Raw genomic sequence first — 23,954 nt, 5'->3', positions numbered from 1 at the left:
CCGACCGCGCCGGCGGTGAAGGCGGTCAGCGTCGCCGCGCCGTCTTCGAAGGAAAGCCCATCCGCCATCGCCGCGGTGAAGTCGTGGCGGTCGAGCGATTTCGGATAGGGGGCGAAGAGATAGCGATGCGCGAGCAGGCGGGCGAGCCGCGCCTCGTCGACCTTGCCCGCAGCCGCGAAGGCGCCGTCGCGGTCCATCTCGCCCTTGCCGTGGCGCTTGATCCAGTCGTTGAGCGGCGCATTGCCCGGCCCGGTATCGAAGGCGAGCACCTGACCGCCTGCCGTGAAGGCGCTGAGATTGCCGACGCCGCCGAGATTGAGCACCGCCGTCTCGGTGCCGGCGCCGAGGCCATGCAGCAGCGCGGCATGATAGCTCGCCGCCAGCGGCGCGCCCTGGCCGCCGGCGCGGACATCGGCGCTGCGCAGATCGTAGACCACGTCGATGCCGAGCCGCTTCGCCATCAACTCGCCATCGCCGAGCTGGCGGGTGTCGCCCCTCCGTTCGGCGGTGGGCGCGCGATGCAATACGGTCTGGCCATGGAAGCCGATCGCGGCGACCTTGCCCGCGGCGATGTTCTCGGCCGTCAGGAATTCGGCGACGGCGTCCGCCTGCGCCAGCGTCAGGGCACGCGTCGCCTCGGCGAAGACCGCAGGCTCAGGCCCTTCGAAGCGCCAGGACAGCGCTGCCTCGACCGCCTGCGCCAGCAGCTCGCGCACCGGCGCCGCATAGGGCGCGAGCCGCCAGGGGCCGAATTCGGCGATGGTCTCGCCATCGGTGCGGATCGCAGCAATGTCGATATTGCCGTCGAGGACCGTGCCGGTCATCAACCCGATCGCCCAGGGCGGCTGCATCCGGCTCTCCTGCGAATCTGTTCGTCGCGATGGTTCGCACAGGCACTCCGGCGGCGCCAGCCGCGGCGTTTTCCGGCCGCGATTCTTTCGCAATCCCGACCCGATCGCGGCTTACCTGATCGGCTCTTGCCGCTGGAGAAACTCCATGCTCACCCGTCGCTTCGCCATTGCCGCCTGCCTCGGCCTCGCGACCGTTCCGGGCGCACTCGCACAAGGCTTCGGTGCGCCGCCGCCCGAGGGCGCTCCGCCCCTGCCGCCAGCCCCTGTGCCGCTACCGGAGCGCGGCATGGGGTACCCGCCCCGCGGGCCGCTTCCTCCGCCGCGCGACGACGTTTACGACTACGGCATCGGCGAACGCGAGGCGGTGCGCATCGCCCGCCGGCGAGGCCTCGTCGATGTCGAGCGCGTGCGCCGCGGCCGCAATGTCTGGATCGTCTCGGGCACGGACGATTATGGCGAGGATCTGCGCATCGTCATCGGCGACGACGGCGAAGTGCTCGACATCCGCCGCGATTAGAGCCGCATCCGATCAGGTTGAAGCAACCTGATCGGTGAATCCGTCGCTCGCCTTGGAACGCGGGCCGGCCTTCAGCCAGCCATCAGCGCCGCGTCGAAGGCGTCCTGCAGCATCTGCTGGCATTGCCTTGCCTGCTCGCGGGCGGGCTCGTGCAGGATATGCGGCGCGATGTCCTTGAGGTCGCGCAGGGCGAAGTCGATCGCCGACAACAGGTCGAGCGTGTCGCCATCGCTTTCGGCGACGGGCGGCTTCAACGGACGGAACTGCAGGACCTGACCCATAACGCTCTCATGGACTAAGCGAATCGCTCGCTTAGTCTCGTCCGGCATCGGTCATGAACCGGTTAACGCGGCGCGCGAACCGGTTAACGCGGTGCGCGGCGTCACTTCTTCTCGACGTTCCAGAACAGCATCACAGGCGCCGCGAGCACGCCCGAGACATTGCTGCGCCGCGCATAGGGCTGGTCGAACTGGCCGAGCACGCGATAGGGCTGCATCTCGGCGAGCCGCCGGTGCAATGCCTCGACCGCGGCCTTGCGGGCCGCGTCGTCGGGCGCATCGACCACGGCGCCGCGCAGCTTCTCGGCCTCGGCATCGCAGGGCCAGCCGGCCCAGGCCTTCTCGCAGGCCATGTTGGTGCCGATATTGGTCATTGGCGACTGCATGGTCGCGCCCGAGGCATAGGTCACGAACAGGTTCCAGCCGCCCTGGTCCGGCGGGCTCTTGTTTTGCTGACGTGTGGTGACGGTGCCCCAGTCGGAGAACTGCACCTCGACATTGACCCCGGCCTTCTTCAGCTGGGCGGCGGCGACCTCGGCCATCCGGCCGATCGCGGCGATGTCGTTGCTGGTCGTCAGCACCAGCTTCTCGCCCTTGTAGCCGGCTTCCGCCAGGAGCTGCTTGGCCTTCGCCAGATCGGGCTTGGCGTAGCCCTCCGTGCCCGCTTCGGTGCCGTTCGGGCCGCCGCAGATGAAATAGGCGGCGCAGCGCTTCCACCATTCCTCGTCGCCGAAGCCGCCGGCGAGGAACTCGGCCTGGTCGGTGGCATAGGCCAGCGCCAGCCGGGCCTTCGGGTTGTCGAAGGGCGGGTGCAGGCTGTTGGGCCGCAGCATCACCTGGTTGGCGAGGTTGGAATAGCGCTCGACCTTGACGTCCTTCGCCGTGGCGACGACCGGGATCAGGTCCTGGCTCGGCTGCTCCCAGATGTCGATCTCGCCGGTCTGCAGGGCGGCGGCCGCCGTCGCCGCGTCGGGCATGATCACCCATTCGACCCGGTCGACCTTGACGACGCGCCCGCCGGCGAGCCCGTCCGCGGCTTCCGAGCGCGGCACGTAATCGGGGTTCTTGTCGTAGACGACCTTGGCGCCGCTGCGCCATTCGGCCCGGTTGAACTTGAACGGCCCCGAGCCGATCGTCTCGGTCACCGGCTTCATCGGGTCGGTCGAGGCGTCGGCCTCGCGCATGATCACCGGGATCTGGCCGACGGCCGAGCCGAGCGCGAACGGCACCAGCGCCATCGGCCGCTTCAGCTTCAGCACGAAGGTCTTCTCGTCCTTCGCCTCCATGCCTTGCGTATACTCGCCGAGCTTGCCGCCGATCGTGTCGCGCGCCATCCAGCGCTTCAGCGAGGCGATGACGTCGCGCGTCGTCACCGGCTGGCCGTCATGGAACTTGAGGCCGGGCCGCAGCGTGAAGGTCCAGGAGAGGCCGTCGGGAGCGGTCGAGAAGCTCTCGACCATTTGCGGCTTCGGCTGGAGGTTGGCATCCCAGGCGAACAGCGTCTCGTAGATCATCAGCCCGTGCATGCGGGTGATCACGATCGAGGCGGCGACCGGATCGAGGGTCTTCAGGTCGGCATGCGGGGCGACGCGCAGCACGTTCTTCGGCGCCGGCTGGGCCAGCGCCGGGGCGGCGAGGAGCAGGGCGGCCGTGCCGAGCAGGGCGGCGAGACGGGCGGCGATCATGGTGTGGCTCCTTCGTCGATGCGGTCGAGATGCAGGATGCGCGAGCGGTGGCCGGCGAGGCGCAAGCTTCCGTCCGGCTGCAGCCAGAAGCAAGGCCGGTGCCGCCAGGGGCCATGGACTAAGTCGGCGAGCGCCCGTCCGCCGGGCAGGGGCGTCAGCGCGGTCTCGCTGCCGGTCGCGGCCCAGGGCAGGCGCGCGCTGCCGTCCGGGCCGATCAGGATCTCGGCAGCGTAATGCCGGTCGCGCCAGCGTCCGGGCAGGCGAGGATCGAGCGGCGTCGCGGCCGGCACGCGCAGCAGCCGGCGCCGCACGCCGCCGATCAGGCCCTCGACGGCGTCGTCGCCCGCCATCCTCAGCCTGATGTCCAGATAGGCCGGCAGGCTGCGCATCCCGCCTTCGCCATCGCCGACGAGCCTTTCATAGCCGCCCATGAAGCTGATCGCGCCGGCGCCGAACTCGGCCCAGAACGGCCCTTCCTCCGCCGCGAACAGCCCGCTCGGCGTATCGTCGGCCGGCGCGGGCAGGGGCTGTCCGAGCAAGGCCGCCAGCACCCGCAGCGCCGGCCAGAGCGCTTCCTCCTCGCGATTGCTCAGCACGACCACGCCGACGCCGGACTCGGGCGCCATCAGGAAATGGTTGCGATAGCCCGGCAGCGAGCCGCCATGGCCGATGAGCGCGACCTCGCCGAGCCTGCTCGCCACCAGCCCGAGCCGGTAGACGCTGGCGCTGCCGTCGGCGAAGGTGCGCGGCGCCACGAGTTGGCCCAGCAGGCCGGCCAGCGGTTCGCGGCCGGAAAGCAGGGCCGCGGCCCAGCGCGCCAGCGCCGTGGCGCTGCCAGCCATGCCGCCCGAGGCCGAGAAGTTGAAGCCGTAGCGCCCGCGCCGCCAGGCCTCGCCATCGCGCCAATAACCGGTCGCCAGCCCGTCGACCGCCTCGCCTTCATCGCCGACGAAGCGGATCGGCAGGCCGAGCGGTGCCATCAGCCGCTCAACCAGTTGCGCATAGCTTGCCCCGCTGCGCTGCTCGAGCACCGACTGGGCCAGGCGCCAGCCGGTATTGGAATAGGCCATCTCCTCGCCGGGCCGGCCGTTCAGCGCCGGAAAGCGGCGCGCCAGCGCCAGGATCTCGGCCGCTCCCAGGCTCGCGGTGAAGGGCACGCCCTGCTGCCAGAAGGCCTCCATCGTGTCCGGCAAGGCTCCCGTCATGTCGAGCGCGCGGGCGAGCGGCACCTCGGCCAGCGCCGGCGGCGCCTCGGCGAGCAGGCTCCCGAGCGTCTCCTCCAGCGGCACGCCGGCGCGCAGCAACAGCGCGGCGCAGATATGCTTGCTGATCGAGGCGAGCCGGTTCGGCGTATCGGGCGTGAACGGCAGGCGGTGCTCGATCGCCGCGAAGCCGCCGCTGGCGACCTCACGGATGCCGTCGCCGTCGAACAGCACCACCGCGCCGCCGGGGCCGCCCTCGCGCGTCCAGCTCTCGGCGATCGCCGCCGCTTCGCCTCTGGCGCCACTCCAGTCGAGCATGCCGCTCTCTCCCGTTGGCCCCGGATCGGGAACCCTGTCGAAGTTTCGGGGTAATGGCCGAGCCGCGCAATCGTCGCGCCATGCGCCAGCGGCAAGGCCGGGCGGCATCGCCGGGGCGCGGCGGCGTCGCCGCTTCCAATTTTGTATGCAAGAATGACTCGCTGCCTCGAGCCGGCCGCGATCCAGCGGCGGCGCAGCGCAACAGCAAGAGGCGGCGCGCGAAGGCCGCCTAGGGGATCGGAGAGGTCGGGGATGAGCGAAACGGTCGGATTCATCGGTCTGGGATTGATGGGCGCAGGCTTCTGCAAGCGGCTGGTCGCGACCGGCCGGAAAGTCGTCGGCTATGATCTCGATCCGGCCCGCCGCAGCGAGGCGCAGGCGCTGGGCGTCGAGATCGTGGCCTCGCCGGCCGAGGTCGCCCGCCTTTGCCGCACAATCTGCCTCTGCGTCACCACCAGCAAGGCCGTCGAGGCGGTGGTTTCCGGCGCCGATGGCGTGCTCGCCGCCGCCCCGGCAGGCGCGATCATCATCGATTTCTCGACGACGGAGATCGCCGTGACCTGCAAGCTCGCCGCCGCGCTGGCGGCAAAGCGCATCGCCTTCATCGATGCGCCGGTTTCGGGCGGCCCGCCGGCGGCGGAGGCCGGCAGCCTCGCCATCATGGCCGGCGGCACGGCGGAGGCGATCGAAGCCGTGCGGCCGCTGGTCGAGAGCCTCGGTCTGCTCACCCATATGGGCGATGTCGGCGCCGGCCAGGCGACCAAGCTGGTCAATCAGGCGCTCTGCCTGACCAATTATTGCATCGTCGCCGAGGGCCTGCGCCTCGCCGAGGCCTATGGCGTCGATGCCAGCCGGATCCCCGCCGCGCTGGCGCCCGGGCTCGGTAATTCGGCGGTGCTGCAGGCGATGCTGCCGCGCATGATCGCTCAGGATTTCGCGCCGCGCGGCTATGCCCGCCAGGTGCTCAAGGATCTCGAAATGCTGATGGAGGCCGGGCGCGAGCATCACCTCGCCATGCCGATGGTGGCCCAGGCCACGACGCTCTACCGTATGCTCGTCGCCCAGGGCGACAGCGAGCTCGACGCGATCGCCGTGGTGAAGCTCCTGCCGGCAGTGTCTCCCGCCGCCTGAGGCGGCGAGCCGCCGGTTCAGCCGGCTGGGGCGGCTTGCGAGGCCGCTGCGAGCACGGTCGCGAGCCCATTGGCGAAATGCTGCCGCAGCAGGCCCGACAGGGCCTCGCCGTCCCGCGCCAGCAGGGCGGCGAGCATGGCGTCGTGCTCGCTCATCGCCGCATGCCAGCGTTCGCCCTGGAGGTTCGGCAGGTATTTCGCGCGCTCGACCCGCGACGACATCATCTCCCAGATGTCGAGCAGGACGGGATTGCGTGCCGCCTCGATCAGCGCCCGGTGAATCTGCTGGTTCAGGGCGAAATATTCGGGAAGCTCGCCGCGCGCATGGTGCAGGCGCATGCGGTAATGCCGCAGGCCGATCTCGGCGATCTCCTCATCCGAGATCGTGCTGCATGCCAGCCGTGCCGCCAGCGCCTCGAGCGTCGCGACCACGTCGAACAGCTGGGCGATATCGTCCAGCGTCAGCGGCGCGACCTCGGCGCCGCGGTTCTGCGAAAGCGTGACCAGGCCTTGCGCCGCCAGGGTCCGCAGGGCCTCGCGCAGCGGCGTGCGCGAGACGCCGAGCCGGTCGCAAAGCTCCTGCTCCCGCAGCTTCTGCCCCGGTGGAAGCGTCCCGCTGACGATCATCTGGCGCAGCGTCTCGACGGTCGCGACATGGAGCCGGCCCTTGCGGCGCGGCTCCCCGCCGGTCTCGGCTGCGCGATCAAGGCCGCTGTCGCTCATCGTCGCCATTCCTCGCCGGGACAGATCCGCAACCGCTTTCGGCTGCTCCGGCATGGCCCTCGGCAGAATTTGTATGCAAAGGCGGCGCGAGGAACAAGGACCGCAGCCAGCCCTTGCCGGCCGACCTCAATCGCGGCGCGGATAGCTGACGAGGCGGGCGCTGGCGGTGCCGGCATGGGCGTCGATGGAAGCGCCGGTCTGCAAGCGCTCGATCAGCCAGTTCCCGCAGGCCTGCGCCAGTTCCTGGATCGGCATGGCGATGGCGGTCAGCTCGCCTTGCCACCAGGAGAAGGACGGCTCGTCGCCGAAGCCGACAATGGCGACCTCGCTCGCGCCCGGGCGCCGGCAACCGGCGAGCGCCTGCAGGACGGCGCCCGTCAATTGTACCGCGCCGGTGATGATCGCGCTCGGCGGCGAGCCCCCTTCGAATAACGAGGCGGCGGCCTCCGTGCCGAAGCGCGCATCTGCCGGCGGGCCGAGCCGCTCGATCGCGAGCGCCGGGTCGAGCCCCGCATCGCTGAAGGCGCGGCGGAAGCCGGCAAGGCGGGCGGCGCCGGTCGAATAGGCCGTGTCGCCGCCGATATAGGCGATGCGGCGATGGCCGCCGGCGATGAGATGGGCGGTGCCGGCGCGCAGGCACTCCATGTCGTCGATGCCGAACCAGGCCGGCGAAAGCCCCGGGACCCGTCGCAGCAGCTGGACATGCGGGAAGCGCGTCAGGATCTCGCGGGTCTCCGGCCTCGGAGCGGGGGTCGGGACGATGACGATGCCGGCGACCCTGGCGCTCGCCAATTGCCGGACATGGCGGGCCTCGACCTCGGGGCTGTCGGCGATCGAGAAGACGAGCTGGTAGCCGGCAGCATCGCAACAGGCCGACAGGGCGTCGGCGAGGGTGGCGTAGAAGCTGTTGCGGATGTCGGGCAGCATCAGCCCGATCAGCCGGCTCGATCCGCCGCGCATCATCCGCGCCGGCAGGTTCTCGACATAGCCCAGCCGCTCCGCCGCTTCGCGCACCAGCAGCCTGGTCCGGGGGCTGATGCGCGGATCGTCGGCGAGCGCCCGGCCGACCGTCGACACGGCGACGCCCAGGCTCTCCGCCACCTGCCGGGCCGTCACCATGCCGGTGCCGCGCGGACCCATCCGGGTCAGGCCGCCGCTTCAGGGGCGATGGCATGCAGCAGGGCTTCGCCGGCCTGCAGCCGCCGGCAGTTCTCGCGCGCCACGGCGAGGCTGCGCTCCAGCGTCTGCGGCGTCAGCCAGGCGATATGCGGCGTCGTCACCAGGGTCGGGCAGGCGGCGAGCGCACCGAGTTCGGTGGCGGGCTCCCGTTCGAACACGTCGAGCCCGGCACCGGCGATCCGGCCGCTTTGCAGCGCCTCGGCCAGGGCCGCCTGGTCGACGAGCTCGCCCCGCGCCGTGTTGATCAGGATCGCGCCGGGTTTGAGCCGTGCGATCGCGGCGCGGTCGAGAAGCTGCCGCGTCCCGCCGGTCAGCGGGACGTGAAGCGAGACGATATCGCTGCTCGCGAGCAGTTCATCGAACGGCAGGGCGATGGCTGACGCACCCGGCCGCTCGCTGCGGTTCCAGAAGCCGACCTCGGCGCCGAGCGCCTGCAAGGCGGGCGTCAGCCGCTGCGGAACGGCGCCATAGCCGACGAAGCCGACCCTACTGCCGCCGATCTCGCCGAGCGCGACCGCCTCGTCGGCGCCGACTTGCCAGCCCCGGCCTGCTTTGGTCGCGCCATCGAGGGCGGCGATCCGGCGCAGCGTCGCCAGCATCAGTGCCAGCGTGTGCTCGGCGACGGCCGCGGTGTTGGTGCCTGGCATGTTGGCGACCGCGATGCCGGCCCGGGCCGCGGCAGCCCGGTCGATGGTGTTGACGCCGACGCCGATCTTCTGGATCAGCCGCAGCTTCGGCGCCATCGCGATCATCGCCGATGTCACCGGCGCTAGCACATGCAGCAGCACCTCGGCATCGGCGATCTCGCGGGCGAACCTCGCCTCATCCTGCGGCTCGACGACGACGATGCGCGGCTCGGCGATCGCCGCCAGCTTTTCCCGAAGCCCCGTCCCCGCGGAGAAATGCAGCAGCGCTTTCATGATCTCACGCGCGGTTCGCAGAAAAGGGCAGGGCCGACCAGCCGGTGAAGCGGGCCTCCCCGGCGAGTTCCTCCTCGATGCGCAGCACCTCGTTCCACTTCGCCATGCGCTCCGAGCGGGTGAAGGAGCCGACCTTGAGCTGGCCGGAATCCCAGCCGACGGCGAGATGCGCGATAGTGACGTCCTCGGTCTCGCCGGAACGGGCCGAGACGATGGTGCCGAATCCGGCCGCCTTGCCGGCGTCGAGCGCCGCCAGCGTGCCGGTGACGGTGCCGCACTGGTTCGGCTTGATCAGCACCGCGTTCAGCGCCTTGTCCCGCGCCGCTGCCTCGACGCGTGCCGCATTGGTGACGAGGAAGTCGTCGCCGATGATCTGGCAGCGTCCGCCATGGAGCGCGGTGAAGGCCCGGAAGCCTTCCGGATCGTCCTCGGCCAGCGGATCCTCGATCGAGATGATCGGATAGGTCTCGAGCCAGCGCCCGAGCAGCGCGATCATGCCGGCCGAATCGAGCTCGCGCTGCTCCAGCGCCAGCTTGTAGACGCCGCCTCGCCCGAATTCGGACGCCGCGATGTCGAGCGAGATCGCGACCTCGCGGCCGGGCTTGAACCCTGCCTTCTCGATGGCGAGAACGAGGGTGTCGAGGGCCTCCTCATTCGAGGCGAAGGCCGGCCAGAAGCCGCCCTCGTCGGCGACGCCCTGGAGCTTGCCGGCCTGCTTCATCAGCGCGCCGGCGGCGCGGTAGACCTCCGCCGTCCAGTCCAGCGCCTGGGCGAAGGAACCCGCGGCCGGGCACATCACCATGAAGTCCTGGACGTCGACGCGCCGCGCCGCATGGGCCCCGCCGCCAAAAATCTGGATCTCCGGCAGCGGGATGCGCACCGGCCGGCCGTTCGACAGATGGCGCCAGAGCGGTTGCCCGCTCGCGGCGGCAGCCGCCTGCAGCACCGCCATCGAGGTCGCGACGACAGCGTTGCCGCCGAGCCGGCCGAGATTGGGAGAGCCGTCGAGCGCGATCAAGGCGGCGTCGATGCCCGCCTGGTCGCGCACCTCCCGCCCCGCCAAAGCCGCGGCGATCTCGCCGTTGACGGAAGCGACGGCGCCGGTGACGTCGAGGCCGCCGAAAGCCTCGCCGCCGTCGCGGCGGTCGAGCGCCTCGCCGGTTCCGGTCGAGGCGCCGGCCGGGGCGATGGCGCGCCCGCGCAAGCCGCTCTTCAGCAGGACATCGGTCTCGACCGTCGGCCGGCCCCGCGAATCCCAGACCCGGCGGCCGCGGACCGCGGCGATCGTCGTATCCATCATCGGGAAATCTCCTGGGCCCAGCTCTGGCGGATGGCGGCAAGGCGCGTCGGCGGCGTCGCGATCAGCGGGCGCGCGACGCGCCGGACCCGGTCCCTGTCGGCTTCTGCCGTGATGTATTCGGCCGGCGACTTGCCATCGACCCGCGCCAGGAACAGCGCCGGCAGCAGCCGCGCGATCCGCGCCTCGATTTCGTCCGGTGGTTCCCAGTCGACGCCGGCGAGATAGCTTTCGGCGAGCGCGTCGAAACAGGACAGGAAGCCGGCGCTGGACGCGGGCGTCCACAGGCATTTCAGCAGCAGATGGTTGAGGCAGAAGGCCAGGTCGAAAGCCGGCTCACCATACCAGGCGCATTCGGCGTCGAGGATCACCGGGCCTTGCGGGCCGACCAGGATGTTCTTCGGGGAGACGTCGCCATGGACCAGGGCACGTTTGGCGCCAAGCGTCTCGGCGGCGAGGGCGAGCAGCGGCCCGGCCAGGTCGGTGTGGACGCGCGCCGTTGCCTCGAGATAGGGCTCGATGCGGATCGAATGGAAGGTATCGTCATTGGCGAAGCGCCGGGCGATCTCGGCGGAGCCGTGCGTGTCCGCATGGATCGCCGCGACGATGCGCCCGAGCCTGCCCGCGAAGTCCGGATCGGCGCGGCCGGCGCGGAGTTCCTGCTTCCAGACGGGATGATCGGCCGGGTCGAGATAGCTCATCGCGAAGATGCCCGCTTCGCGATCGCTGGCAAGGATCTCGGGCACCACGCCGGGAACGATCCGGGCCGCCTCCCTCAGCCAATCGACCTCGCTGGCGTTGCGCGAGACCGGCGCCAGCCAGGTCTGGGCGACGCGCAACTGCCCGAGCGCCTTCTTGACGACGAAGGTCCGGGTCCCGCTCTCGACCTTCCAGATATCGGCGGCGACCCCGCCGGTCAGCGGCGTCAGGCGGGCCCGGGCGAGGTTTTCGACCAGCCCCGTCCTTTGCAGGAAGGCCGCGACGATCTCTGCTGGAACCTGCTCTGCTGGAATCTGCGCCAAATCGACCCTCGGGCTCATAAATTGCGACATGCTAACGATAGCGCAATCGCGCGTTTCCGGGCGGCCTGTCAAGCGTCTGGTTTGCGCTGGCGCCCTCTGGCCGGATGCGCTTGCGGCCGGGTTGACGCCGTCCGTGAGGCGCCAGCGTTTGCGGATCGGCGGCGACGGCGTCAGATTGGCGCTCCGGCATCGGCGATTCGGAAAGCTCGGCGAAGGGCCGCCGGCCGCAGAGCGAAGGGTTCGGGTCGCCTTGTGGCGGCCTGCGGGGCGAGCGCTCCCGAGCCTTGTTGGAAACCGCGACTGTTCGAGAGGTGATGATGAGAAACGCTATCCGTTTCGCCGCTGCGGCGGGTCTGGTCGTTCTGGTCGCGGGCTGCGTCTCGCAGACGCGGCAGGTATCCCCGCAAGCCAAGCGTATCGTCAGCGACGGCGCCGGCGGCTATGTCCTGCCCGACGGCACGCGCGTCCAGGTCGACCAGGCGGGCGGCTTCACCTTGCCCAATGGAGCCTATGTGCGCCGCGACGCCTCGGGCGCGCTGAACCTGCCCAATGGCTCCCGCTGCCTGCCCGAGGGCCGCAGCGGCTACGCCTGCCCCTGAGGGGCGCTCTGCCAAACCAGGGAGCGCGCGGGAACCCCTCCCCCTTGTGGGGAGGGGAAGGGGTGGGGGGCGGAAAGTCGAAGCACTTCACTGCCAGACCGGCCCTGTCGGCTGCTACAAGCACCGTTGCGCCCAGTCGCTCGCCCCCCGTCCCCATACCCTCCCCCACACCCAAGTCGGCTGTAGCCGACATGGGCACTATGAGTTGCCTATCCCGGGCAAGCCCGGGATAGGTGGGGAAGGGAGGAGCCTCACCTCGCCTTCGCAGAGGAATTCCTGCGGGGAGGCGATCCGGTTGCGCACCAGTCGCCCAGGCTTCGGCGACCCTAGGCGGCGCGGCGCCTCTCGCCGCGTCCGAAGGCGACAGGGCTCGCCGTCGCCAGCTTTCGCACTGACGGCGGGGGCCCGGCGCGATCCCGGCAGGCGAAATTAACGCAACGACATCAGGCCGTTCTGCAAGAAGCCCGGCCAATGACCGGACAAGGCCCCGAGTTGATGTCGAGGCGTAAACGGAAATTGCCGCTTTGCAGACTGGACAGAGCACGCGCCGGGCAACATAGTAACCTTGGAACAGATACAAACAATTGAATCCAGTCGGCTAGGCATATGGCCTGCGCCCCGGGAGTTGTGGCGATGTCTGAGAACGCCAGGGCCGAAACCGTCGTAGACGCTCGTACCAAGCGCGACGAAATCCTGGCATTCATCATCCTTGCAGTCGTGATCTGGCCGATCATCGCGGTCGGCATCGTCGGCGGTTATGGTTTCCTCGTCTGGATGTCGCAACTGGTCCTCGGACCGCCCGGTCCTCCGGCGTGAGGAGCGCGTCATGGCGGCGGATATTGAGAATCTCGGCAGACGCGGCTTCCTGACGGGGCGCCTGGCCCCGGCACGGAACGCCATCCGCCCGCCCTGGTCGCGTAACGAGACGCTGGCAGCCGCCTGTACCGGCTGCGGCGCCTGTGCCGAGGCCTGCCCGCAGGCGATCGTCCGGCTGGGCGCCGGGCAGTGGCCGCAGATCGATTTCAGCCGCAACGACTGCACCTTCTGCGGAAGATGCGCGGAGGCCTGCCCGGAGCCGGTCTTCGACCGCGCCATCCCGGCCTTCCCCCATGTCGCCCTGATCGGCGAGGCCTGCTTCGCTGCGCGCGGCGTGGTCTGCCAGAGCTGCGGCGATGCCTGCCCTGCGGGCGCGATCCGCTTCCGGCCTCGGCTCGGCGGCCCGGCCCTTCCGTCGCTTGCCGCCGACCGCTGCACCGGCTGCGGCGCCTGCATCGCGACCTGCCCCGCCGACTCCATCGCCGTCATGTCGCCGATTGCGGAGCCCGCCCATGTCTGACGGCAAGCCCGACGGCGCCCCGCGCTTCCTGCATATCTCCAGCGCCGTGGTCTCGACCTTTCCGGAACGCTGCGATGCAGTCGTGCGCCAGATCAATGCGCTGCCGGGCTCCGAAGTTCACCGTGTCGAGAACGGCAAGATCGTCATCGTTCTCGAAGGCGAGAGCACCGGCGAGATCGGCGCCCGCCTGACCGGCATCGCGCTGTTCGACGGCGTGCTCTCGGCCAACCTCGTATTCGAGCAGATCGAACCCCTCGACGAGATCGGAGTGCAATCATGACACTGTCCCGTCGCGACATGCTGAAGGCGCAGGCGGCCAGCATCGCCGCGCTCGCCGCCAATATGAGCGTTCCGGCCGAGGCCCAGCCGGTCGCCGGCGGCGTCGATACACTACAGATCAAATGGTCGAAGGCGCCGTGTCGCTTCTGCGGGACGGGCTGCGGCGTCATGGTCGGCGTCAAGGAAGGCCGGGTGATCGCCACCCATGGCGACATGAAGGCCGAGGTCAACCGCGGTCTCAACTGTGTGAAGGGCTATTTCCTCTCCAAGATCATGTATGGCGGCGACCGGCTGACCCAGCCGCTGCTGCGCAAGAAGAACGGCGTCTATGCCAAGGACGGCGAGTTCACTCCGGTCTCCTGGGAAGAGGCCTTCGACACCATGGCCGCCAAGGCCAAGGAGACGCTGAAGGCGAAGGGGCCGACCGCACTCGGCATGTTCGGCTCGGGGCAGTGGACGATCTTCGAGGGCTATGCTGCCACCAAGCTGATGCGGGCCGGCTTCCGCTCCAACAACCTCGATCCCAATGCCCGCCACTGCATGGCCTCGGCCGCCTACGCCTTCATGCGCACCTTCGGCATGGACGAGCCGATGGGCTGCTACGACGACTTCGAGCATGCCGACGCCTTCGTGCTCTGGGGCTCGAACATGGCGGAGATGCACCCGATCCTGTGGACGCGGTTGACCGACCGCCGGCTCGGCCATCCCCATGTCAAGGTCGCGGTGCTCTCGACCTTTACTCATCGCAGCTCCGACCTCGCCGACATCCCGATCGTGTTCAAGCCGGGGACGGACCTGGCGATCCTGAACTACATCGCCAACCACATCATCTCGACCGGGCAGGTGAACAAGGACTTCGTCGAAAAGCACACGACCTTCGTCAAGGGGGCGACCGATATCGGCTACGGCTTGCGCCCCGACGATCCGCGCGAGGTCAAGGCGCGCAAGGCCGCCGATGTGACGGCGACGACGCCGATCGACTTCGCGGCCTTCGCGGCGTCGGTCAAGGACTACACGCTGGAGAAGGTCTCAGCCCTGACCGGGGTCGAGCCGGGCTTCCTGCAGCAGCTCGCCGAACTCTATGCCGATCCCAAGCGCAAGGTGATGTCACTCTGGACGATGGGCTTCAACCAGCATGTGCGCGGCGTCTGGGCCAACCAGATGGTCTATAACCTGCACCTGCTGACGGGGAAGATCTCGGAGCCCGGCAACAGCCCGTTCTCGCTGACCGGCCAGCCCTCGGCCTGCGGCACGGCGCGCGAGGTCGGCACCTTCGCCCATCGCCTGCCGGCCGACATGACGGTGACCAATCCCGAACACCGCAAGCATGCCGAGGAGATCTGGCGGGTTCCGCACGGGATCATTCCGGAGAAGCCGGGTTACCACGCCGTCGAGCAGGACCGCATGCTCAAGGACGGCAAGCTGAATTTCTACTGGATCCAGGTCAACAACAACCTCCAGGCCGCGCCCAACAGCAGCAACGAGACCTATCCGGGCTATCGCAATCCGGAGAACTTCATCGTCGTCTCGGATGCCTACCCGACCGTGACGGCGATGGCGGCCGACCTGATCCTGCCCGCTGCGATGTGGGTGGAGAAGGAAGGCGCCTATGGCAATGCCGAGCGGCGCACCCATGTCTGGCACCAGCTGGTCAACGCGCCGGGGCAGGCGCGTTCCGACCTCTGGCAGCTCATGGAGTTCTCGAGGCGCTTCACGACCGACGAGGTCTGGCCGGCGGAAATCCTCGACGCCAATCCGAACTACCGCGGCAAGACGCTGTTCGACGTCCTCTTCAAGAACGGGCAGGTCGACCGCTTCCCGTTGACGGAGATCGCCTCCGATTACGAGAACCAGGAAGCCAAGCATTTCGGCTTCTACGTCCATAAGGGCCTGTTCGAGGAGTACGCGGCCTTCGGGCGCGGCCATGGCCACGACCTCGGCCCCTACGACCTCTACCATCAGGTGCGGGGGCTGCGCTGGCCGGTCGTCGAGGGCAAGGAGACGCTCTGGCGCTACCGCGAGGGCCTGGACCCTTACGTCAAGCCCGGCAAGGGCGTCGAGTTCTACGGCAACAAAGACGGCAAGGCCCGCATCATCGCCGTGCCCTACGAGCCGCCGGCCGAATCGCCGGACGACGAGTTCGACCTCTGGCTGGTGACCGGGCGGGTGCTGGAGCACTGGCATTCCGGCTCGATGACGATGCGCGTGCCCGAGCTCTACAAGGCCTTCCCCGGCGCGCGCTGCTTCATGCACGCCGATGATGCGCGCAAGCGCGGCCTCAACCAGGGCGCCGAGATCAGGGTGATCTCGCGGCGCGGCGAGATGCGCACCCGCGTCGAGACGCGCGGCCGCAACCGCATGCCGCCCGGCGTCGTCTTCGTGCCCTGGTTCGACGCCAGCCAACTCATCAACAAGACCACTCTCGACGCGACCGATCCCATCTCCAAACAGACGGATTTCAAGAAATGCGCGGTCAAGATCCTGGCGGTCTGAGCCTGATGCGCTCCTGGACCGTTCTCGCCGCCGTTGCGGCAGCCAGCCTCGTCCTTGCCTTCGGCGCAGCCTTCTCGCAGGACGGCGCACCGGTGAGGATCGTGCCGAGGGTGACGGGCAACGCCCAGCCCATGGCACTGGAACAGATCCCGCCGCTCGCCCGTCCGATCGTCGACGACGTCCGGCGCATGCGCAACTATCCGGAGCAGCCGCCGATCATTCCGCACTCGATCGACGGCTATCAGCTGACGCTCAACACCAATCGCTGCATGGACTGCCACAAGCGCGAATTCACCGAGGGCTCGGGCGCCCCGATGATCAGCGTCACCCATTTCCAGGATCGCGACGGCCAGGTGCTCTCCGACGTGACGCCGCGGCGCTATTTCTGCACTGCCTGCCATGTCCAGCAGACCGATGCCCGGCCGCTGGTGCCCAATCTGTTCCAGGATGCCAACGACATTGGCCGCAAGCGATAACGGGGCGTCGTGATGGCAAAGCTCAAGGCTCTGTTTCTCTGGGGCTGGAATTGGGTCCTCTGGTTCTGGCGGATCATCAGCCGGCCGAGTGCCTATCTCAGCCTCGGCTTCCTGACGATCGGCGGCTTCATCTGCGGCGTGCTGTTCTGGGGCGGCTTCAACACCGCGCTGGAGGTCACCAACACCGAGAAATTCTGCACCTCCTGTCATGAGATGCGCGACAACGTCTATCAGGAGCTCACCCAGACGGTGCATTTCTCCAACCGCTCGGGCGTGCGCGCGACCTGCCCGGACTGCCATGTCCCGCATGAGTGGACCGACAAGATCGCCCGCAAGATGCAGGCCTCGAAGGAGGTCTGGGGCAAGATCTTCGGCACGATCTCGACACGCCAGAAATTCCTCGACCACCGGCTCGAGCTCGCCAAGCACGAATGGGCCAGGCTGAAGGCCAATGATTCGCTGGAGTGCCGCAATTGCCATTCCAGCGTGGCGATGGACTTCACCAAGCAGACGCGCCGCGCCGCCGAGATCCACAGCCGCTACCTCGTCACCAAGGAGAAGACCTGCATCGACTGCCACAAGGGCATCGCGCATCTCCTGCCCGATATGAGCGGCATCGAGCCGGGCTGGAGGGAAGCCCCGGAGCTCCGGGGCAAGGACAGCGCCGCCTGGCATGGGCCGGAGCGGGCGATGCGCGCCTATCTCGCCGGCATCGAGGCCCGGTAGCGCCCAACCCAGGACCGGACTTCAGCGGCGATTTCCATCCGGCAAGTCACGAGATCAGGCAGGAGCGTAGGTCAACCTGATCACATCCTCGCCGATCCGATCATTGGTCATCAGGCGGAGCGGCGGCCGGGGACCGGCGAAATATGGCTTGCCGTGACCAAGCACGACGGGGTGCAGGTAGATGCGATACTCATCGATCAGGCCAAGTTCGGTGAGGCTTTGCGCCAGGTCCGGCCCGGCAACTTCGATCTCCCCGGCGCGCTCGGCCTTCAGCGCACGGATCGCGCCCTCAAGATCATCCCCGACAAGCGTGGCGTTGGGGCCGACCGATTTCAACGAGCGCGAGACGACCCATTTCGGCTGGTTCCGCCACGCCGCCGCGAAGGCGTGTTGCTCTGCATCCCATTCAGGATGATCGTCGTCCCAGTAGCGCATGATCTCGTACATTCGGCGACCGTAAACGCTGCCCGCCTGGCCCTGGGCCTCCTCGATGAAATGGCGGAAGAGCATCGGGCTTGGCGCAAACTCCGTATGGTCGACATAGCCGTCCAGGGACTGGTTCATTCCGAATACGAGCTTCGCCATCCCCCGCTTCCTTTCCTCACGCGTTTGCTAGAGCCGGATGATGTCAGATGGGATCATGGAATGATCCCATCTGACATCTGAATCCGTCGCTCGGGAAAGGGTTAGAGCAGGATTCTTGCGAAAAGCCGGTTTCCACTTTTTCGCATCCTGCTCCGAGGAGCGATCAACGAGGATTGCCTGCCGAGCGCCTGACGATCAGCTCGACCGGCAGAACGGTTTCCTGGTCGACCGCCTCGCGCCGGACCAGCGCCATCAGCTTCGTCGCCGCGAACTGGCCGATCCGACCGGTCGGCAGATGGACGGTCGTCAGCGAAGGCGAGATGTGCGCCGACATGTCGAGTCCGTCGATGCCGACGACCGAGAGGTCCCCCGGCACGGTCATGCCGCGCGAATGGGCCTCCGCGATACAGCCGATCGCAAGCAGGTCGACGCCGCCGATCAGCGCGGTCGGTCTGTCCTCGAGTTCCAGCAGGGTGGCGCAGCCGGCCCGGCCGCCGGCCAGCGTCAGGGCCTGCTCCGTGGTCAACTGGTCCGGCAGGGCGAGCCCGGCCTCGGCGAGGGCCGCCGTTGCCCCGGCAAGACGCGCCTTCTGCCGGTCGTTGAACTGGAGGGGCCCGGTGATCATCCCGATGCGCCGGTGCCCGAGCCCGATCAGGTGCTCGGCCGCGAGTCTCCCCGCCAGCGTGTTGTCGATCGCGACCGAGGCAAAATGGCCGTCGCTGCACCAGGTCAGGACGACGGGGACGCCGGACGCTCGGAGCAGCGCGGTCGTTTCCGGCGCGCGTTCGGCTCCGACCAGCATGAGCCCGTCCACGCCCCGTGCCAGAAGCGCCCGAACGGCCTGGGTCTCTGCCGCGGCGATCGATTCATGCGAGGCCACGAGCAGGAGGTAGCCGGCCTGCGCCAGGGTCGCCTGCATCGATTGCAGCGCACGCGCGAAGATCGCGCTGTCGAGCGTGGGCACGATCGCGCCGATCGTCATCGAGCGACCCGAGGCAAGCGCGCGCGCCGCGCCATCCGGCAGGTAGCCAAGGCGCTGGGCGCTGGCCATGACCTTCGCCAGCGTTTCCGGCGAAAGCAGTTCCGGCTGCGCGATCGCACGCGAAACGGTCGCAGGCGATACGCCGGCGTCCCGCGCAACGTCGCTCAGCTTGATGCGGCGCGCCCCCATGACCTTCTCTCATGAAAAATATTTCATGAGACTTAGCTCTCGGAGCCCAGCCACGACAAGCGAATTAGCGATTGGAGGTAAATTCAGAGGTTGTGTTGACATGAGCGACGTGATCTGGAAGCTTGTTTGAAAGCGCTTTCATAAAACAGGCGCACGAGGAGCGCGATGATCGGAAGGCGAGGATGGGTCAGTCTGGCCTCGGTGGCAGCCGTGCTGTTGCTGTGGTTCGTCCTGACGACGGCGACGGGCCTGGTTTCGCCCGGTCGCTTTCCCTCGCCTGCCGACTTCTGGCAGTCGCTCAGCCAGATCGCGACGCGCGGCTATGCCGGCGCCTCGCTTGCGAGCCACGCCTTCCACAGTGTCAGGCTGGTCGTGCTGGGCTTCCTCGTCGCGATCGCCACCGGGGTGCCGCTCGGACTGTGGATGGGCTGGAACCGGCGGGCCGAAGCGGCGATCAACCCGATCTTCCTGATCATCCGCCCGATCCCGCCGCTGGCCTGGATTCCGCTCGCGATTCTCTGGCTCGGCCTGGGTGATGCAGCCAAGATCATGGTGATCTGGTTCGCAGCCTTCGTGCCTTCGGTCATCAACACCCATGCCGGCGTCCGCAATATCGACCGGCCGATCATCGAGGCGGCGCGCATGCTCGGCACGCCGCGCTGGCGGTTCGTCAGCGAGGTCATCGCGCCGGCCGCCTCGCCGATGATCTTCACCGGTCTTCGCCTGTCGCTGCAGGCGGCCTGGACCACGCTGGTCGCCGCCGAACTCGTGGGCGCGCTGGCCGGTATCGGCTTCGTCCTCAACATGGCCCAGCAGGATATCTATCCCGGCATGATCCTCGTCGGGATGGTCACGGTCGGGGTCCTGGGCTGGGCGACGACGCTGCTCCTTGGCCTGGTCGAACGCCGCGCGCTCGCCTGGAACGTGGCGGGGAGGGACTAAAAGCCATGAGCGACATCCCGCTGCGACTGGGCGAAAAGCTGGCATGGGGCATGCTCGGGCTGGCCGGCTTCATCGGGCTGTGGACCGTGCTGTCGGTCTCCGGGATCGTGCCGAGCCAGTTCCTGCCCTCGCCGCTGGACGTCCTGACGCGCATTCTGCATCTGATGGCGTCGCCCTTTGCCGGCGCGACGCTGCCCGAGCATCTTGCCTCGAGCCTGCAGCGTTATGCCTATGGCATGCTGCTGGCTGCCGGCATCGGCGTGCCGCTCGGCCTGCTGATGGGCTGGTTCCGCCTCCTCGACGACATCGTCACCCCGCTCTTCGACGGGCTGCGCTTCATCGCGCCGATCGCCTGGGTGCCCTTTGCCGCGCTCTGGTTCGGCACCGGCATCGGCGGGCCGATCCTGATCATCTTCGCCGGCGCCTTCCCGCCCTGCCTGATCAACGCCTATCGCGGCGCGCGCTTCGTCGAGCCGCGGCTGATCGAGGCGGCGCGGATGCTCGGCACCGGCCATCTGCGGATGATCCTCGAGATCCTGCTGCCGGCCGCCACGCCCTCGATCGTGGCGGGCCTGCGCGTCTCGGCCGGCCTCGGCTGGCAGTCGCTGGTCGGCGCCGAGCTGATCGTCGCGGCGGCCGGCGTCGGATTCATGATGGTGCAGGCGCAGGCCAATGTCGCGACTCCGACCGTGATGGCCGGAATGGCCGCGATCGGCGTCGTCGGCATGCTGATCGACATGTTGCTGCGGCAGGGCGAGGCGTGGTTGCGCCGCCGTCGCGGCCTCGAGGCTTGAGGGGCGAGGACGATGGGATCGATCCGTTTCGACAAGGTCGACAAGGTCTTCGGGCCACGCGGCGGTGGCGTGAAGGCGCTGGACGACATCAATCTGGAGATCGGCGAGAAGGAATTCGTCGCCATTGTCGGGCCCTCCGGCTGCGGCAAGACGACCTGCCTGAGGATGGTCGCCGGCTTCGAGGCCCCGAGCGCCGGCATCGTCAGCGTCAATGGCAAGGCGGTCACCAAGCCCGGGCCGGACCGCGCGGTGGTGTTCCAGCAATTCGCGCTGTTTCCCTGGAAGACGGTGCGCCAGAACATCGAGCTCGGCCTGCGCAACAAGGAATTGCCGAAGTCGGAGCGCGACGACCTCGTCGCCGACGCGCTGAAGCTGATGAACCTGGAGAGTCATGCGGACGCCTTCCCGCATCAGCTCTCCGGCGGCATGCAGCAGCGCGTCGCCATCGCCCGCGCCTATGTGCTCGACCCCGAAGTGCTGCTGATGGACGAGCCCTTCGGCGCGCTCGACGCGCAGACCCGCGTCGTCATGCAGGAGGAACTGGTGCGGCTGGCACGAGTGAACCCGCGCACGGTGCTGTTCATCACCCATGCCGTCGAGGAGGCCGTCTATCTGGCCGACCGGGTCGCGATCATGACGCGGCGCCCGGGCCGCATCAAGGAAGTGCTCGACATCCGCTCGATCCGCGAAGCCGAGAGCTGGGACCGGCTGCAGAAGATCGAGGATGTCATGGACCTCGAATCCTTCGTCCATCTGCGCACCCAGATCTGGAAGTCGCTGCGGGAGGAGAAGGGCGCAGATGGCGGCTGACCCCACCCCGCTGCCGCGCCTGCCGCGCGACCCGAGCGATCAGGACTGTGACCTCGTCGCGACGATCATGCGCGAGGCGATCGAGACCCCGGCCTGCGCAGGTGCGCAGGCCGGGCCAACCGGCGCAGCCCTCCCGGGCTGAGACCGGAGGAACAAGACCAGGGAGGAAGATCATGAGACGGATCATTGCAGGACTGGGTATCGCCGCATCGCTCGCCTGCGCCATGCCGGGCGCCGCACAGGCCCAGACGCCGATCGGCGTCAGCTACCAGCCCTCGCTCTATTGGGCGCTGCCCTTCCATTACGCCACGGTGAAGGGCTGGTGGAAGGATGTCGGCCTGGCGCCGAACTTCTCGACCTTCCCGGCCGGCGCGCCGCAGATCGCGGCCTCGGCCGCGAAGTCATGGGATGTCGGCGGCGTCGGCTCCGTGCCGGCGGTGCTGGGCGCGGTGCGCTTCAACATCCTGACGATCGGCCTCACCAACGACGAGTCGAAGGCCAACGCCATGATGGTGCGCGGCGACAAGTTCGACGCGATCAAGGCCGATCCGAAATTGCTGAAAGGCCAGAAGCTGCTGCTGACCACCAACTCCACGGTGGACTATTCGGCGCGCAAATGCCTCGCCAAATTCGGCCTCGCGCAGAACGACATGCAATTCGTCAATCTCGGCCAGGCCCAGATCATCACGGCGATCACCTCCAATAACGGCGATGTCGCCGGGGTCTGGGCGCCCAACACCTACACGCTCGAGGACCGCGCCAACGCAAAATATCTCTGCTCCGGCGCCGATGCTGGCGCGGTCGTGCCTGGTGCGCTGATCGTGCGCGCCGAGTTCGCCAAGGAGCGGCCGGACGATGTCGCGAAGTTCCTCGCGGTGTTCCTGCGCGGCTGGTCCTGGGCCAAGGCCAACCCGGCCGAGGCGCGCACGCTGGCGCTCGATTTCTACAAGCAGGGTGGCCTCGAGGTCACGGCCCGCGCCATGGACCAGGAGTTCGCGCTGCGTCCGACCTTCGGCCTCGACGAGCAGCTGAAGCTGATGGCGCGCGGGGCGGCCGGATCGACCGTCGATGGCTGGTTTACCGAGATCGGCAAGTTCATCACCGAGGTTGGCACCATCCCTTCGAACCCGGATGCCAAGAGCTATCTCACCGACGACTTCCTGAAGCGCGTGGCGGCGGACCCGAAGCTCAAGGCCTTCGCCACCGAGTTCGACAAGAAGTGACCTGAGATCAGGGCAGACACGACGATGGCGGCGTCCTTCGGGCCGCCGTCGTCTTCCCCCCTTTGACCGAAGCGGACAGCGCCATGGCCATCACGCATCTGAAGACAGCCACCAAGACGCCTGAAACGGAGACCGACGCCGCCCGCGCGGTCGTCACCGAGATGCTGGCTGCGATCGAGGCCGGAGGTGAGCAAACCGTGCGCGACTATGCGGCCAAGCTCGACAAATGGGACGGCGCGATCGTGCTGGACAAGGCGGCGATCGCCGCGCGCATCCAGGACGTGCCGCAGAGCGTGAAGGACGACATCACCTTCGCCGCCGGGCAGGTCCGGCACTTTGCCGAGGCGCAGCGCGCCTCCTGCCGGGATTTCTCGATCGAGATGTCGCCGGGCCTTCATCTCGGACAGAAGCTCGTGCCGGTGAACACCGCCGGCTGCTATGTCCCGGCCGGGCGCTACGCCCATATCGCTTCCGCCTACATGTCGGTCGCCACCGCCAAGGCCGCCGGCGTGAAGACCGTCGTCGCCTGCTCGGCGCCCTATAGGGGGCAGGGCATCCATCCTTATGTCCTCTACGCGATGACGGTGGCCGGCGCGGACATCATCATGTGCCTGGGCGGCGTGCAGGCCATCGCCGCCATGACGTTCGGCCTGTTCACCGGCCGCCCGGCCGACATCATCGTCGGTCCCGGCAACAAGTTCGTCGCCGAGGCCAAGCGCATGCTGTTCGGCAAGGTCGGCATCGACGTCTTCGCCGGTCCATCCGAGGTCGCAGTCCTGGCCGATGACAGCGCCGACCCGCTGATCGTCGCGGCCGATCTCGTCGGACAGGCCGAGCACGGCCATGAAAGCCCCGCCTGGCTGATCACCAGCTCGCGGCGGATCGCGGACGAAGTGGCGCGGCTGATGCCCGAGCTGATCGCGTCCCTGCCGCCGACCGCGCGCGATGCGGCCGGCGCCGCCTGGCGCGACTATGGCGAGATCGTGCTCTGCGACAGCCGCGAGGAGATGGTCGAGGTCTCGGACCGCTATGCCTGCGAGCATCTCGAGGTGCATTGCGCCGATCTCGACTGGTGGCATGCGAACCTGACCAATTACGGCTCATTGTTCCTCGGCGAGGAAACCAATGTCGCCTTCGGCGACAAGGTCTCCGGCCCCAATCACATCCTCCCGACCAAGTTCGCCGCCCGCTATTCGGCCGGCCTCTCGGTCCATAAATTCCTGAAGCCGCTGACCTGGCAGCGCATGGATCGCGACGCCTGCAGGCGTGTCGCCCCGGTCTCGGCGCGGATCTCGCGGCTGGAAGGCATGGAGGCCCATGCCCGCACCAGCGATGTGCGGATGGCGAAATACGCGCCGGGCTCCAATCTCGATCTCGGCCAGCCGGTGGAGGCCTGAG

The 23,954-nt window shown here is 68.4% G+C and carries 26 protein-coding genes; 15 read left to right on the top strand and 11 right to left on the bottom strand.

The features are described 5' to 3' along the window. On the bottom strand, positions 1-851 hold an 851-nt coding region (locus tag V6M56_RS17095), incomplete at its 3' end, for an anhydro-N-acetylmuramic acid kinase (RefSeq protein ID WP_332685360.1). A 145-nt stretch (positions 852-996) separates the two neighbouring features. On the opposite strand from V6M56_RS17095, the gene V6M56_RS17090 reads away from it, so the two are divergent. Beyond that, positions 997-1,368 (top strand): hypothetical protein, encoded by a 372-nt coding sequence (locus V6M56_RS17090; protein WP_332685359.1) that lies wholly within the window; start codon positions 997-999, stop codon positions 1,366-1,368. A 71-nt stretch (positions 1,369-1,439) separates the two neighbouring features. Here V6M56_RS17090 and V6M56_RS17085 read toward each other — a convergent pair whose 3' ends face one another. The 3 genes from V6M56_RS17085 to V6M56_RS17075 form a co-directional block, all read right to left on the bottom strand. Beyond that, complete coding sequence (locus V6M56_RS17085; RefSeq protein ID WP_332685358.1) at positions 1,440-1,649, bottom strand: hypothetical protein; 210 nt, start codon at positions 1,647-1,649, stop codon at positions 1,440-1,442. Positions 1,650-1,750: 101 nt separating this feature from the next. Further along, positions 1,751-3,331 carry an ABC transporter substrate-binding protein gene (locus V6M56_RS17080; protein WP_332685357.1) on the bottom strand — a complete coding sequence of 527 codons (1,581 nt, stop codon included), beginning with the start codon at positions 3,329-3,331 and terminating at the stop codon, positions 1,751-1,753. After that, complete coding sequence (locus V6M56_RS17075; RefSeq protein ID WP_332685356.1) at positions 3,328-4,851, bottom strand: serine hydrolase domain-containing protein; 1,524 nt, start codon at positions 4,849-4,851, stop codon at positions 3,328-3,330. Before V6M56_RS17075 ends, V6M56_RS17080 begins: the two co-directional genes overlap by 4 nt. Positions 4,852-5,004: 153 nt before the next feature. Here V6M56_RS17075 and V6M56_RS17070 point away from each other — a divergent pair, with 153 nt between their 5' ends. Beyond that, on the top strand, positions 5,005-5,982 hold the full coding sequence (locus V6M56_RS17070; RefSeq protein ID WP_332685355.1) for an NAD(P)-dependent oxidoreductase: 978 nt from the start codon (positions 5,005-5,007) through the stop codon (positions 5,980-5,982). Between the two features lie 17 nt (positions 5,983-5,999). Here V6M56_RS17070 and V6M56_RS17065 read toward each other — a convergent pair whose 3' ends face one another. From V6M56_RS17065 to V6M56_RS17045, 5 genes are all read right to left on the bottom strand, one after another. Then, entirely contained in the window at positions 6,000-6,704 is a 705-nt protein-coding gene (locus V6M56_RS17065; protein ID WP_332685354.1) for a GntR family transcriptional regulator, read from the bottom strand. 126 nt (positions 6,705-6,830) lie between these two features. Then, positions 6,831-7,844, bottom strand: a complete 1,014-nt coding sequence (locus tag V6M56_RS17060; protein ID WP_332685353.1) for a LacI family DNA-binding transcriptional regulator — start codon at positions 7,842-7,844, stop codon at positions 6,831-6,833. A 5-nt stretch (positions 7,845-7,849) separates the two neighbouring features. Further along, positions 7,850-8,803: an NAD(P)-dependent oxidoreductase gene (locus V6M56_RS17055; RefSeq protein WP_332685352.1), complete on the bottom strand. Its 954-nt coding sequence runs from the start codon at positions 8,801-8,803 to the stop codon at positions 7,850-7,852. A gap of 4 nt (positions 8,804-8,807) precedes the next feature. Further along, positions 8,808-10,103, bottom strand: a complete 1,296-nt coding sequence (gene eno / locus V6M56_RS17050; protein ID WP_332685351.1) for a phosphopyruvate hydratase — start codon at positions 10,101-10,103, stop codon at positions 8,808-8,810. Further along, a complete protein-coding gene (locus V6M56_RS17045) occupies positions 10,100-11,122 on the bottom strand; it encodes a phosphotransferase (protein ID WP_332685350.1) in 1,023 nt (340 codons plus the stop codon). The genes eno and V6M56_RS17045 overlap by 4 nt, the downstream gene beginning before the upstream one ends. A 317-nt stretch (positions 11,123-11,439) precedes the next feature. On the opposite strand from V6M56_RS17045, the gene V6M56_RS17040 reads away from it, so the two are divergent. The 7 genes from V6M56_RS17040 (at position 11,440) to V6M56_RS17010 (ending at position 17,031) form a co-directional block, all read left to right on the top strand. Next, a complete protein-coding gene (locus V6M56_RS17040) occupies positions 11,440-11,721 on the top strand; it encodes a hypothetical protein (protein ID WP_332685349.1) in 282 nt (93 codons plus the stop codon). 633 nt (positions 11,722-12,354) lie between these two features. Continuing rightward, entirely contained in the window at positions 12,355-12,537 is a 183-nt protein-coding gene (gene napE / locus V6M56_RS17035; protein ID WP_332685348.1) for a periplasmic nitrate reductase, NapE protein, read from the top strand. Between the two features lie 10 nt (positions 12,538-12,547). Next, a complete protein-coding gene (gene napF / locus V6M56_RS17030) occupies positions 12,548-13,057 on the top strand; it encodes a ferredoxin-type protein NapF (protein ID WP_332685347.1) in 510 nt (169 codons plus the stop codon). Then, positions 13,050-13,337 (top strand): chaperone NapD, encoded by a 288-nt coding sequence (locus V6M56_RS17025; RefSeq protein WP_332685346.1) that lies wholly within the window; start codon positions 13,050-13,052, stop codon positions 13,335-13,337. Before napF ends, V6M56_RS17025 begins: the two co-directional genes overlap by 8 nt. Next, complete coding sequence (gene napA, locus V6M56_RS17020) at positions 13,334-15,829, top strand: periplasmic nitrate reductase subunit alpha (protein WP_332685345.1); 2,496 nt, start codon at positions 13,334-13,336, stop codon at positions 15,827-15,829. The genes V6M56_RS17025 and napA overlap by 4 nt, the downstream gene beginning before the upstream one ends. Continuing rightward, positions 15,802-16,305, top strand: a complete 504-nt coding sequence (locus tag V6M56_RS17015; RefSeq protein WP_332685344.1) for a nitrate reductase cytochrome c-type subunit — start codon at positions 15,802-15,804, stop codon at positions 16,303-16,305. Before napA ends, V6M56_RS17015 begins: the two co-directional genes overlap by 28 nt. A 12-nt stretch (positions 16,306-16,317) precedes the next feature. Continuing rightward, positions 16,318-17,031 carry a cytochrome c3 family protein gene (locus V6M56_RS17010; protein WP_332685343.1) on the top strand — a complete coding sequence of 238 codons (714 nt, stop codon included), beginning with the start codon at positions 16,318-16,320 and terminating at the stop codon, positions 17,029-17,031. A 54-nt stretch (positions 17,032-17,085) separates the two neighbouring features. Here V6M56_RS17010 and V6M56_RS17005 read toward each other — a convergent pair whose 3' ends face one another. Both V6M56_RS17005 and V6M56_RS17000 read right to left on the bottom strand, forming a co-directional pair. After that, positions 17,086-17,616 (bottom strand): dihydrofolate reductase family protein, encoded by a 531-nt coding sequence (locus tag V6M56_RS17005; protein ID WP_332685342.1) that lies wholly within the window; start codon positions 17,614-17,616, stop codon positions 17,086-17,088. Between the two features lie 163 nt (positions 17,617-17,779). Next, complete coding sequence (locus tag V6M56_RS17000; protein WP_332685341.1) at positions 17,780-18,787, bottom strand: LacI family DNA-binding transcriptional regulator; 1,008 nt, start codon at positions 18,785-18,787, stop codon at positions 17,780-17,782. Between the two features lie 165 nt (positions 18,788-18,952). On the opposite strand from V6M56_RS17000, the gene V6M56_RS16995 reads away from it, so the two are divergent. The 6 genes from V6M56_RS16995 (at position 18,953) to hpsN (ending at position 23,953) form a co-directional block, all read left to right on the top strand. Next, the gene (locus V6M56_RS16995) at positions 18,953-19,729 is read left to right on the top strand and encodes an ABC transporter permease (RefSeq protein ID WP_332685340.1); all 777 of its coding nucleotides are present in this window, start codon (positions 18,953-18,955) and stop codon (positions 19,727-19,729) included. A gap of 5 nt (positions 19,730-19,734) precedes the next feature. Beyond that, positions 19,735-20,523 carry an ABC transporter permease gene (locus V6M56_RS16990; protein WP_332685339.1) on the top strand — a complete coding sequence of 263 codons (789 nt, stop codon included), beginning with the start codon at positions 19,735-19,737 and terminating at the stop codon, positions 20,521-20,523. Positions 20,524-20,535: 12 nt separating this feature from the next. Further along, entirely contained in the window at positions 20,536-21,333 is a 798-nt protein-coding gene (locus V6M56_RS16985) for an ABC transporter ATP-binding protein (RefSeq protein WP_332685338.1), read from the top strand. Next, entirely contained in the window at positions 21,323-21,475 is a 153-nt protein-coding gene (locus V6M56_RS16980) for a hypothetical protein (RefSeq protein WP_332685337.1), read from the top strand. Before V6M56_RS16985 ends, V6M56_RS16980 begins: the two co-directional genes overlap by 11 nt. A gap of 31 nt (positions 21,476-21,506) precedes the next feature. Then, a complete protein-coding gene (locus V6M56_RS16975; RefSeq protein WP_332685336.1) occupies positions 21,507-22,556 on the top strand; it encodes an ABC transporter substrate-binding protein in 1,050 nt (349 codons plus the stop codon). An 83-nt stretch (positions 22,557-22,639) separates the two neighbouring features. Continuing rightward, positions 22,640-23,953: a sulfopropanediol 3-dehydrogenase gene (hpsN, locus tag V6M56_RS16970; protein ID WP_332685335.1), complete on the top strand. Its 1,314-nt coding sequence runs from the start codon at positions 22,640-22,642 to the stop codon at positions 23,951-23,953. Position 23,954 lies beyond the last annotated feature (1 nt).

Source organism: Allobosea sp. (genome assembly GCF_036675845.1).
In the GTDB taxonomy this organism is placed as follows: Bacteria; Pseudomonadota; Alphaproteobacteria; order Rhizobiales; family Beijerinckiaceae; genus Allobosea.
This window is presented reverse-complemented; position numbering and strand designations above follow the sequence as displayed.